This is a genomic window from Streptomyces sp. SudanB25_2051, assembly GCF_964272635.1.
In the GTDB taxonomy this organism is placed as follows: domain Bacteria; phylum Actinomycetota; class Actinomycetes; order Streptomycetales; family Streptomycetaceae; genus Streptomyces.
This window is the reverse complement of the sequence record NZ_OZ186787.1, coordinates 1,662,449-1,674,030: the sequence shown is the minus strand read 5'-3', so window position 1 is coordinate 1,674,030 and position 11,582 is coordinate 1,662,449. Positions and strand designations below refer to the sequence as shown.

The window sequence follows — 11,582 nt, the reverse complement described above, 5'->3', positions numbered from 1 at the left end:
CCGGTGTCTTCGCGTGCGGCGGGGTCCGGTGGCGGTATTTGCGCGGGCGGCGGGCGAGGGGCGAGGGTGGGGGGCATGCCGCAGATCACCGTCGACTACTCCGCCGCCCTCCACGACAGCTTCGACCGGAGGGGCTACGCCGAGGCCCTCCACCCGGTCGTCGTGGAGACCGTCGCCGCCCGCACCGAGGCGTGCAAGACCCGCACCCGCGCCGTGGAGGACTACACCGTCGGCGACGGCACGGGCAGCGACGCCGTCGTCCACGTGGAGATCGCCCTGGCGGCGGGCCGCACCGACGAGGTGAAGGGCCGCCTCGCGGAGGCCGCCGCCGCGCTCGTACGGGGGTTCCTGAAGCCCGCCGACGCCCCGGTCGTGCACGTCTCGGCGGAGGTGCGGGACCTGGACCCGGCCTACCGCACCGCCTGAGCCGCCCCGGCGCCGGCGGAGCAGCCGCCCGCCGTGCCCGCGACCAGGGTGACGAGCCGGCCCAGCAGCTCCCCGAACGGCCCGTCGGCGGGCTCGTCCGCGAGCATCCCGGCCATGAAACCGGCCATCTCCCCGTCGTACGCGGCGCTCACCGCGACCAGCGCCCCGAAGTCGGCCACCAGTTGCCGCTCCAGTTCGGCGCGCGGGATGCGGCGCTGCCCGTCCAGCCAGATCAGCGCCGTCGACTCGGCCAGCGCCACCCAGGACCGCACCACCAGGTCAAGCCGCGCGGGCGGCCGGCCGCGCACCCCGAGGTGCGCCATGACGTGGTCGTACGCCGCCTGGCGCACCCCGTCGATCACCGCGTGCGTCGCGGACACCCCGCCGGCCGGGCGGGACGCGCCGGTGAGGAAGGCCGGGCCGCCGCGCATCAGCGCCGCGAAACCGGGCCCGTGCTCGTCCACGAAGTCGAAGAACCGGCCCAGCACCCGCAGCAGCCGCGCCCCGACCGGCCCCTCGTGGGGCTCCGCGAACCGGCCCGCCAGCTCGTCGGCGGCCCGCCGCAGCGCCGCCTCGTACAGGCTCTGCTTGCCGGGGAAGTAGTGGTAGACCAGCGGCCGGGAGATACCCGCCGCGGCGGCGATCTCGTCGATGGACACCTCGTCGGGCGAGCGGCGGCTGAACAGCTCCAGCGCGACCCCGATGAGTTGCTGCCTGCGCTCCTCGACGCCCATCCGTCGGCGCACCCCGGTCGTCATGCGAACAGACTAACGGCCGCCCTTCGAACAGCCGGGGCCGTACGGTCGGTTACGCTCCGGGGCATGACCACAGCGGACCAGGAGACCTCCGGCACGGCGCACACCGAGGACCCCGACGGCACGCCCGGGGAGCGGGAGTACGACGGGCTGACCCCGCGCCAGGCGCGGCGGCTGCGGGTCGTGGTGGCGACGGTCGTGCTGGTCACCCTCGCCGTGGTCCTCGCGCTGCGCCTGGCGAGCCGCACCTCCGTCCTGGTCGTCGGGGTGTACGGGCTGGCGATGATCCTGTGCGGCGTGGTGATCGAGCTGAGCCGCCACGGCCGCACCCGGCTCGGCACCTGGCTGCTGGGCACGGGTCTGCTCGCCGCCCTCGCCGCCGACTGGCTGCTGCTGCCGTAACCGGCCCACCGCGACAACGGGCGCGCTGCCGGAGCCGGGAGCGCCACCGGATCCCGGGGCGCCACCCGGGCGGCCGCCCCGGACACACCTGAGCGGCCGCCCCGGGCGCCGCCCACCGCACCGGCCGCCACGGCGACATGGCCGCGGCCAGCCCCCGCAGGGCCGTGTCGGCGACGGCAGCGCGCCGCCGCCGTCGCCGTGACCCTCAGCGCAGCGCGTCGATCCGCGCCCCGTCCTCCAGCTTCCCGGTCAGCTCCACCTGCGCGCCCTGCTCCGCCTCGACGGCCAGCAGCCGGTCGTCGGATTCCTCCTCGACCGCGCCGGACACGGCCAGCGAAGCGACGCCGGGGCTGCCGGCCGCGAGCACGTACCACTGGCCCGCCGGGTCCTTCCACAACACCCCCGCCAGCACCCGCGGTTCGCGCACCCCGCAGGCGGGGGAGTCCTCCGCCTTCGCGGCGAGCGCCCCGGCCGTGAGCGGCCTGCCGGGCCCGGCGTCCGGCGCGGGCGGCTGGAACTGCGCCAGGACCCTGCTGCCGGGGCCCCGCCAGGTCTCGGCGCGGGTGCACAGCCACGCCGCCTTGCCGCTGCCCGCGCCCGGCAGCCGCTGCTCGGCGAACCGCCACGAGTTGACCGTCCGCACGCCGAGCGCCCGCATCGACGGCAGCAGGCACGCCGTGCGCGCCCACTCGCGGCGCGCGCCCGCGCCCGCCACGTCCACCGGTTTGCCCGGGGCGCCCGACGTGAGCCGCACCGGCGTCAGCTCGCCCAGGTCCGTCAGGACCCGCGTGCCCTCGCCGTCCCGCACCTCCAGCACGTCCCAGGCGCGGCAGTCGCTCGCCGCGGCCGGCGTCTGCATCGGCGCGGTCACCCCGGACGCGTCCCGCTCCAGCTCCCGCGCCTTCCCGTCCGGCACCAGCAGGTCCCGTACGGCCACGCCCCGCACCCACGGCGCCGTCAGGTACCGCACGTTGGCGTGGGTGCGGCCGACCACCAGCGCCGCCGACGCCGCCGTGTCCGCCCCGTCCGTACGCGCGAAGTCCAGCGCCGCGACCTCCGTGCCGTCCGTCGGCTCGGCGTACCGCACGGCCCGCAGCCCGTCGTGGAACAGCACCACCCGCGCACCGTCCACCTCGCCGGCGAACAGCAGCTGCGGCGGGCCCATCGGCGGCCCCGGCAGCGTGCCCGGCGTCGCCGACGCCTGCACCCGCGTGCCCGGCCGCGCCCACACGGCGAGCGCCCGCCGCAGCAGCGCCTCGTCGTCCACGAGGCCGCCCCGCGCGGGCCACACCGAGAAGTCCGCGCGGGACGAGCGCTGCCACGCGGCCGGGGCGATCCGCCGCAGCTTCGCCGGGTCGAGCGCCGCCTCCGACGCCGGGTTGCGCGCGTACGGCGGTGCCGCCGCGCCGTCCCGGCCCCAGCCGTCACCGGGCAGCCCCAGCAGCGCCCCGCACACCACGAGGGCCGCGCCCGCCGCGAGCGCCGCCTTCATGTGCTGGCGGCGCCGCATCAGGTCCGTCGGCCGCGCCTGCAGCGAGCACGGGTCGAACTCCGGCGACTCCAGCAGCGCCGCGCCGCCCGCCGCCTCCGCCCGGTCGGCCTCCGCCAGCGCCGCCTTCGGGTCCTCGACGCCGACCGCCGCCAGGACCCGCCGCACCTCCGCGTCGCCCTGCCGCTCCAGGCAGCGCAGCACGTACGCGGCCCGGCCCGCGCCGGACAGGGCGGTCATCCGCTGGTCCAGCGCCAGTTCGTCGGCACCGCCCGACCGGGGGAACAGCCGCAGCCCCCACACCGCGGGCAGCAGCGGCGGCAGCTGCGCCCGCTTCGGCCACGCCAGGCGCCGCAGCGGCAGCCCGGCCTCCAGGGCCTGCCGCAGCACCCGCCCGCGCACATACGCGTAGCCGGGGTCCACGGCGTCCTCGGGGCGGCGCTGCGCGGGCATCGCCGCCTCGTCGCCGACCGAGGTGCGCCGCCGCGGCAGCGACCGCTGGACCAGGGCGTGGGCGGTGAGGACGCGCCGGTTGCGGCCGAGGGACGGCGGCAGCACCAGATAGGCGATGCGGACGAGCCGGGGGTAGTGCTCGACGAGCGCGGCCTCGGCCTGCTCCACGTCCACGGGAGCGGCGAAGGCCGCGACACGGGACTCGGCGGCTCTGCGGCTGTGCTGGGCTTCCTGGGTGCTCACGCCCAGCGCAACGAGCGACCCGCACGGGAAGTCACCTCGACGGACCAGGCCGCCCCTCGCGTCACACCGGGAACCCCCACCCCGCGAGCGCGTCGAACACGGCCGTGCCGCGCGCCCCGCTCCCGCCGTGCGCCGCCGTCATGAACACCCCCGCGTCCTGCGCGGCGGCGGCCCCCGGCACCTCGCGCACCGGAACCGTGGCGACCGTACGCCAGGTGGCGCCGCCGTCCGCCGAGCACGCCCCCGTGTAGGCGCCGTCCGCCCGGACGAGCCGCAGCAGCACGGGCGCCGCCACACCGAGGAGCTGCCGGTACGTGTCGAGGGCGCCGTCCCCGTCGGCGTCCCACGCGAGCGCCACGCCCCGCGCCGGGGTCACCGCCAGATACAGGAACCCGGGCGCCCCCGGCACGGCCAGGGAGTTGCGCACCACGATCCCGGCGCGCGCCCACGGCCCCGTCGCCGCCTGCGCCGCCACCCGCACCCGCGGCGCCCCGCCCTCCGCGAGGCAGCCCTCCCGGTAGAACGCGCCGAACTCCGCCGTGCGCCGCCACAGGTCCTTGCCGCCGCCGTTCACCGCGTACCGCCCGCCGAGCCGCCCGAACACCGCGCCGTTCGAGCTGTACGTCCGCCAGCCGGGGCCCAGGGGGCCCGCCGTGTACAGCTCGCCCCGCTCCGCGGCCGTCACCGGCTGCTCCCCCTCGGGGCCGTACGACGCGCGCACCGTGTACGGCAGGGGCTCGACCGGTTCGGCGGGCGGCCCGGCGGGAGCGGTCACCCGCCACACCGCCGAGGCCGCGCCCGCGGCGGGCACCGGCCCGACGCGGCGCGCCGGGAGCGGCCCGAACGCCGGGCAGTCCAGCTCCAGCCGGACCGGCCCGGTGCCGCGCAGCCCGCTGGTGTTCCGGAAGGCCACGGCCACCTCCGCGGCGCCGCCCGGCACGAGCGCGGGCGGATCGCTCACGACGGTCACGGCGCCCTGGTAGGGGGCGCGGGCCAGCACGTCCCGCACCCGCAGCGCGATCCGGTACGGGTCGCCCGACGGCCGCACCGCGTACGGCTCCGTGCCCCGGCTCCACGCCTCCTCGGCGGCGTACCAGTCGGCCTGCCGGGGCGCGCGGCCCCCGGCGAGCGCGTCCTCCGCCTCCTCCAGGTACGCCCGCCAGCGCGGCAGGTACACGTCGGAGACCAGCCCGGCCCAGTCCCGGTTGGCGTATCCGGCGAGCCGCCCGCCGTCCGCCGCCGCCCGGTCCGCCCACGAGGTCAGGAGCGTGCGGGCGGTGCGCTCCAGGCCCTCGCGGCGGGCGTCCGCCAGCCACGGGCCGAGCAGGAACGCCCGGTGCGCGCCCGCCACGTCGTCGGCCAGCCGCATCAGCCGCAGCCACAGCCCGGCCAGCCGCCGGAAGGAGTCCCGGTCCCGCGCCGCGTACGCCGCGTCCAGCGCGCCGATGAGCTGCCGGGACCGGTTGGCGAGCGCCTGCCGGGTCACGTCCGTCAGGTCGTACCGGTACGCCTGCGAGCCGCGCAGTTCCTCCCGTACGCCGAGCAGCGCGGCGAACGCCCCGTCGAACACGGCCGGGTCGAAGGCCGGGGAGCGGGTCGCGTAGTGGGCGCCCGAACGGGCCGCCAGGGACGGCCTCGCGGCGAACACCGAGTCGTGCGGCCGGGCGTCGCTGCTGGTCAGCCGGTACGCGGTGGCGGCCAGGGCGGTGAACGCGGCGCGGGCGGAGGCGTCCGGGGCGCCGTAGCGGGCGTCGGCCCAGTCGGCGAACCAGCGCTCCGGGTCCACCGGCTCGTCCCGCCAGGCCAGTTCGGAGAACAGCTCGAAGGCGGCCGGGTCCCGCTCGGCGGCCTCCGGCATGTACGCGGTGCCGGCGAGGGCGGAGCCGGGCCGGTCGCGCCAGGCCGTGAACCGCTCGGCCCACCGGTGCGCCGCCGCGCCGAGCGTGGTGCGGCCGCCGAAGTTCGGGATGGAGCCGAAGGCGTACGGCGTGCCGCCCCAGTCCCGCTCCCGGTCGGTGACCGCCTCCACGTCGGACAGCCCGTCCACGACGAGGACCCGCGACCGGTCGAGCGCGTCCAGCAGGTCCCGGCGGGGGTTGGCCTGCCAGCCGAGCATCACCCACACCGCGTCCGGCAGGGCGGCGCGCAGGGCCGCCTCGACGGCGCGGGCGGCCTCCGAGACCGGTACGTCGCCGGGGTCGCCGCCCTCGTGGAGCAGGTCCGTCTTCACGTACCGGACCTCGCCGAACAGCTCCCGCTGGTGCCGGTAGTAGGCGGCGGCGGCCCGGCGGAACGCCTCGCAGCGCGGGTCCAGCCAGTCGGGGCGGCGCATCCCGGCCCAGGTGCCCTGCGGGACGGTGCGGGCGCCGGGCACCCGGTCCGCGAAGCCGTCGGGGACGCCGCCGGAGTAGCCGGGCAGGACCGGGCGCATGCCCAGCTCCCGCAGCCGGTCGGCGATGCGGCGGCCGAGCGCGGCCCGGCGGTCGACGAGCCCGGGGGAGGGCGGCCCGCCGTAGCCGGCGAGGTTCTGGAGCAGCCACCACGGCTGGTGCGAGGGCGCCGGGATCCACGCCCGCGCCTCGGCGTCCGTGTAGCCGAACTCGCGCAGCACCCGGTGGTGGACCGCCTCGGCGCCGGTGGTGACGAGCACCTCGTTGCAGCCGTGCAGGGCCAGCAGGTCGATGAGCCGCTCCCAGCGCGGCCAGTCGGCGTAGGGCGCGGTGTACCCGTCGTGGGTGTCGTTGAGGGCGAACCGGTGCGGGACGGTGGCGCGGTGGGCCAGCGGCGCGGGCGGGGCGGGCAGGACGCGGGGCGGCTCGGGGCAGCTCCCGCACCAGGTGAGGGGCGCCCGGCACACGTACTTCAGGTACCAGTGGGCGCCGGTGAGCAGGGCCACGGCGCCGGTCCCGGCGACCTCGACGCGGCCGGGCGCGCCGGTGACGCGGAACCGCTCGGGACCGGAGGGGAGCCGTACGAGGCGGAACTGGTCCGCGCGGTCGGCGGGCAGCACCCGGTGCAGGGCGGTGCGCGCGGCGGCGACCGGGTCGGGCTCCGGCTCCGGACCGGGGAAGGGCGCGGCGGGCGCGGCGTCCGGTGCGGCAGCGGCGGCGGGGGCGTGCGCGGCGGCGGGGCGGACGGAGGCGGTGAGCGCGGCGGTGGCGGCGGTCGCACCGGCCGCTCCGGCGGCACCTAGCAGGACACGGCGGGACATTCGGGATGGTTCGGGCACCGCCGCAGGTTACCCGGGGTTCGCCCCCTGGACAGGGGTGCGAAACGGCACCATGGCCGGATGCGCACGGAACGAACTCGTACAGCCATATCCGCACTGACCGTGGCGGCCGTCGCCGCCCTGGCGTCCTGCACGGCGGACGGCGGGGGACAGGGCTCCGGGCACGGCTCGGGCCCCGCCCACACCGCGCCGCCGGTGGCGAGCGGGACCTTGGAGCAGCTGGCCGAGCGGGCCGGCTGCAAGCCCGACATCCAGACCGAGGCCGAGGAGCTGCGGCAGGCCAACTGCCGTACGGAGTACGGCCGGTACGTGCTGGCGACCTTCTCCACCGACCGGGGCCAGCGGGAGTGGCTCAACGGCGCGAAGGACTACGGCGGCAGCTACCTGGTCGGCGCCAAGTGGGTGGCGGTCGCGGAACCGGCGGTGCTCACGAAGCTGCGCGGCCGGCTCGGCGGCGACGTCGAGACCGCCGCCCCGCACCAGTCGGGGGGCGGGGAGGGGACCTCGGGTCACCACGGGAGCTGACCGCGCAGCGGGGGGGGTAGGGGGGTGGGGGGGATGGGGGGTGGGGTGCGGGGGGAATCCTCGCCGTGCGGGGTCAGGCGCAGCGGCGGCCGGTGTTGATGCAGTCCACCATCCGGTCCATCAGACGGCTGTCGAAGACGTTGATGAAGTCCCCGTGGTCGGTGATGGGCTTGTGGAGCTGCTCGGGGAACGAGTCCACCGCGAAGACGGTCCGCGGCGGCACGTCGTAGACGATCCGCTGCACCAGCTGCGGGATCGCGCGGAAGCCGTCCGGGCACCGCCCGTCATCGTCCGCGAACGCCACATGGGTGCGGTGGTTGGCGCTGTCGATGTTCCGGCCGTCCCAGCAGCTCTGGAAGTTGAAGGTCCGCACCACCTTGCTGCCCTGCGGGCACACCGGGTACTTGTCCTTCAGCTGCCGGTCCTCGAACCCGGTGCAGCTCCAGGAGGCGTTGGCGTTGGCGTCGCCGTTGGTGAACGCCTTGGCGTCGCCCGTGATGATCCGCAGGAACCTGGGCATGCCGGTGACCTTCGACACGGGGCTGCCGACGAAGTTCATGGTCACCGCGGCGGGGGTGAGGATGCGCCCGACGTTCCGGTCCTTGCCGCCGCCGTCCTCGTTGACGTCGTCGTCGTTCTGCCCGTTCTGGACGCGCAGCACGGGCCAGTAGTACGTGGACCGGTCGCCCTGGTTGCGGCAGGTCGTCCGCCCGTTCGCGAGGTCCCGGTTGTCGGAGAAGGCGTCCGTGGCCTGGTTGCCGACGTAGTCGTGCATGTGGTGGGCGCCGTTGGGGACTCCGGGCGCGACGATGACGTTGTCCGGGTTGAACTTCTTGTTCTCGTTGCGGCCGCACTGGGAGACGAAGGAGCCGGTGGACGCGTCGCCCTGCGCCCGGGGCCGCCGGACGTCGGGCTGGACGGTGCGGATGTCCACGAAGTCGCCCGCGACGGGGCCGTTGCCGGCCTGGCCGCCGTTGCCCCGGCCCTCGCCCTGACCGCCCTGGTCCTGATCCCCTTGCTCCTGGCCGCCGTCCTGTCCGTCCTGGTCCTGGCCGCCGTCCTGGTCCTGGCCGTCCTGGCCGTCCTGCCCGTCCTGGCCGCCGTCCTGTCCGTCCTGGTTCTGTTGCTCGTCGTCGCCGCGCAGGGTGCAGGGCGCCAATTCCTCCATGCCGTCGGGCCGCTGGCCGACGCGGTCGATGGCGTCGGCGATCCGCTGGATGCTCGCCAGCCGCTCGGAGCGCAGCGGGCCGAGGATGACGTTCTCCGCGAACGACGGGTCGCGCGCCATCTGCTCGCGCGACTGGGCGAGCCGCTGGTAGGCGTCGGTGACCCGGTTGTCGATCCGCGCCAGCTCCAGGTCCACCTCCCCGCGCGCCCGGTCGGGCATGTCCTGCGGCAGCCCGTCCGCGACCTCGGGACAGTCGATGGTGGACGCCCGCAGCGCGACGCTCCCGAACTGCTGCTGTTCCTGCTGGTCCTGCTGGCCGCCCGACCAGCCCTCTCCGGCCGACGCGTAGAAGTTGGCGGCCAGCAGTCCGCCCCCGCCCAGGACCAGTGCGGCCGTGGCGGCGATGGCCCGGTTGGCCAGCGTCGATCGTTTGCGTGTACGTCCCATGGAACTCCAATCCCGGCAGGGAATAGCTCCGTTCCATACGGACGGCGGACGCCCGGCGTTCAACGCGACGCCCGGGCGCCCCCCACGCCCCGGCCACGACGCCACGCCCCCCAAGCCCCCGCCGGACCGAGTCGCCCCACGCCCCGCCGGGCCGCCCCGCCCCGGCCTACAGGCCGAGGATCTTCGCCTCCACCTCCGGGCTGATGCCCACCGGGTCGCGGTCAGGCCGCTGCGGCGCCTCGCCGCCCAGGCCGCGCAGCCAGGCCCAGGTGTCGGCGACGGTCTCCCCGACGGGGCGGCAGCGCAGCCCGGAGGCGAGCGCCTTGGTCACGTCGGTGCCGTGCATCCCGTCGTGCAGCTCGCCCGGCGGGATCCACACGGGCAGCCCCGTCCACGGCTCGACGCCCGCCGCGAGGATCGGCTCCGGCGGCGTCCAGCGCAGCTCGGCGTCCGAGCCGGTGACCCGCACGCACGCCTCGAGCAGCTCGCCCATCGTCGTGTGCCCCGGCCTGCTGACCAGGTCGTACGGTCCGGCCAGCCCGCCCTCGGCGGCGTCCAGCATCCACCCGGCGAGGTCCCGCGCGTCGATGTACTGGAGCGGCAGGTCCCGCGGGCCCGGCGCGAGGACGGGGCCGCCGCGCGCGATCCGGTTCAGCCACCACGGCAGCCGGCCCACGTTCTCGCCGGGCCCCAGGATCAGCCCCGCCCGCGCCAGCAGGGTCCGCTCCGGGCCGAACGCCCCGATCGCCGCCAGCTCGCCGCCCCGCTTGGCCCGCGCGTACGGCACGTCGTCGCCGTCGTCCGGCGACGCCTCCACCACGGGCTTGTCCTCGCGCAGTTCGGCGACCAGCGGCCACTCGTACACCGAGCAGCTCGACACATAGACGTACCGGCCCGCCCGCCCGGCCAGCAGCCCGGCCGCGTCCCGCACCGCCGAGGGCGCGCCCGACCAGGTGTCGACCACCACGTCCCACTCGCCCTCGCGCAGCGCGTCCAGGCCGGCCCCGCCGGGCAGCGACCGGTCGCCGCGCAGGACCTCCACACCGCCGGGCGCCTCGTGCCGCCCCCGGTGGAACACCGTCACCCGCCACTCACGGGCGAGCGCGCTCTCCACGACGGCCCGCCCCACGAACTCCGTACCACCCAGGATCAGAAGCCTCATGCCTCCGACTGTGCCCCGGCAGGCGCGCCCCGCGCAGCGCTTCCGCTACCGGAGGAACTCCCGGAACCGGAAACTCCGCCCGCGCCCGGCACGCGGCGCGTGAAAGGGGGCGCCCCCGGCCGGACGTCTCCGGCCGGGGGCGCCCCGGGTGCCGTACGGGCGGGATCAGACCTGGCCGGCCTTCTCCAGCGCCGCGCAGCAGGTGTCCACCAGCAGGCGGGTCACGACGTACGGGTCGACGTTCGCGTTCGGGCGGCGGTCCTCGATGTAGCCCTTGCCGTCCTTCTCGACCTGCCACGGGATGCGCACCGACGCGCCGCGGTCGGACACGCCGTAGCTGTACTGGTCCCACGGAGCGGTCTCGTGCAGACCGGTCAGGCGCTCGTCCACGCCGGCGCCGTAGTTCTTGACGTGGTCCAGCGGCTTGGAGCCCTCGCCGAGCGCCTCGCACGCGGTGATGATCGCGTCGTAGCCCTCGCGCATCGCCTTGGTGGAGAAGTTGGTGTGCGCGCCCGCGCCGTTCCAGTCGCCCTTCACCGGCTTCGGGTGCAGCGTCGCGGAGACCTGGAAGTCCTCGGCCGTGCGGTACAGCAGCCAGCGGGCGATCCACAGCTGGTCGGCGACGGTGACCGGGTCGAGCGGGCCGACCTGGAACTCCCACTGGCCCGGCATGACCTCGGCGTTGATGCCGGAGATGCCCAGACCGGCCGCGAGGCAGTTGTCGAGGTGCGCCTCCACGATGTCGCGGCCGTGGATCTCGTCCGCGCCGACACCGCAGTAGTAGCCGCCCTGCGGGGCGGGGAAGCCGCCGTCGGGGAAGCCGAGCGGGCGGTGGCCCTTGAAGAACGTGTACTCCTGCTCGATGCCGAAGATCGGCTCCTGCGCGGCGTACCGCTCGGCGACCTCCACGAGCTCCGCGCGGGTGTTCGTGGAGTGCGGGGTCATGTCCGTGTTCAGGACCTCGCACAGGACCAGGATGTGCTCGCCGCCGCGGATCGGGTCCGGGCAGGAGTAGACCGGCTTCAGCACGCGGTCCGAGGCGTGGCCCTCGGCCTGGTTGGTGCTGGACCCGTCGAAGCCCCACAGCGGCAGCCCGGCGACGTCCGCGACCGCGGCGGTCAGGATCTTCGTCTTGGAGCGCAGCTTGGCGGTCGGCTCGGTGCCGTCGATCCAGATGTACTCAGCCTTGATGGTCACGGGGCCTCATCCTTTGCGGGTGCAGCGGTATGCCGCGCAGCTTGGCAACCGGGGATTTCCCGGTGGTTGCCCGTTTGTGAACCCCG

9 protein-coding genes are annotated in these 11,582 nt (G+C 76.4%); 3 read left to right on the top strand and 6 right to left on the bottom strand.

Annotation, left to right across the window (positions count from 1 at the left end):
* Positions 1–75: 75 nt before the first annotated feature.
* Positions 76–426 carry a 5-carboxymethyl-2-hydroxymuconate Delta-isomerase gene (locus ACSUPT_RS07385; protein WP_351967913.1) on the top strand — a complete coding sequence of 117 codons (351 nt, stop codon included), beginning with the start codon at positions 76–78 and terminating at the stop codon, positions 424–426.
* Here ACSUPT_RS07385 and ACSUPT_RS07380 read toward each other — a convergent pair.
* Positions 411–1,184: a TetR/AcrR family transcriptional regulator gene (locus ACSUPT_RS07380; RefSeq protein WP_351967914.1), complete on the bottom strand. Its 774-nt coding sequence runs from the start codon at positions 1,182–1,184 to the stop codon at positions 411–413. The genes ACSUPT_RS07385 and ACSUPT_RS07380 overlap by 16 nt on opposite strands.
* A 63-nt stretch (positions 1,185–1,247) precedes the next feature.
* On the opposite strand from ACSUPT_RS07380, the gene ACSUPT_RS07375 reads away from it, so the two are divergent.
* A complete protein-coding gene (locus ACSUPT_RS07375) occupies positions 1,248–1,583 on the top strand; it encodes a hypothetical protein (RefSeq protein ID WP_404142570.1) in 336 nt (111 codons plus the stop codon).
* Positions 1,584–1,788: 205 nt separating this feature from the next.
* Here the strand turns inward: ACSUPT_RS07375 and ACSUPT_RS07370 are convergent, their stop codons facing one another.
* Together ACSUPT_RS07370 and ACSUPT_RS07365 are read right to left on the bottom strand one after the other, a co-directional pair.
* The gene (locus ACSUPT_RS07370; RefSeq protein WP_436946179.1) at positions 1,789–3,693 is read right to left on the bottom strand and encodes a hypothetical protein; all 1,905 of its coding nucleotides are present in this window, start codon (positions 3,691–3,693) and stop codon (positions 1,789–1,791) included.
* A 136-nt stretch (positions 3,694–3,829) separates the two neighbouring features.
* Positions 3,830–6,979, bottom strand: coding sequence for an alpha-N-acetylglucosaminidase (locus ACSUPT_RS07365; RefSeq protein ID WP_436943778.1), 3,150 nt, complete (start codon positions 6,977–6,979; stop codon positions 3,830–3,832).
* Between the two features lie 78 nt (positions 6,980–7,057).
* Here ACSUPT_RS07365 and ACSUPT_RS07360 point away from each other — a divergent pair, with 78 nt between their 5' ends.
* Positions 7,058–7,522, top strand: a complete 465-nt coding sequence (locus ACSUPT_RS07360) for a hypothetical protein (RefSeq protein ID WP_399217286.1) — start codon at positions 7,058–7,060, stop codon at positions 7,520–7,522.
* Between the two features lie 73 nt (positions 7,523–7,595).
* Here the strand turns inward: ACSUPT_RS07360 and ACSUPT_RS07355 are convergent, their stop codons facing one another.
* The 3 genes from ACSUPT_RS07355 to glnII form a co-directional block, all read right to left on the bottom strand.
* Positions 7,596–9,137, bottom strand: coding sequence for a DUF1996 domain-containing protein (locus tag ACSUPT_RS07355; RefSeq protein WP_404142564.1), 1,542 nt, complete (start codon positions 9,135–9,137; stop codon positions 7,596–7,598).
* Between the two features lie 166 nt (positions 9,138–9,303).
* Positions 9,304–10,299, bottom strand: coding sequence for an NAD-dependent epimerase/dehydratase family protein (locus ACSUPT_RS07350; RefSeq protein WP_399217289.1), 996 nt, complete (start codon positions 10,297–10,299; stop codon positions 9,304–9,306).
* A gap of 165 nt (positions 10,300–10,464) precedes the next feature.
* Positions 10,465–11,496: a glutamine synthetase gene (glnII, locus tag ACSUPT_RS07345; RefSeq protein WP_351967920.1), complete on the bottom strand. Its 1,032-nt coding sequence runs from the start codon at positions 11,494–11,496 to the stop codon at positions 10,465–10,467.
* Between the last annotated feature and the right edge of the window lie 86 nt (positions 11,497–11,582).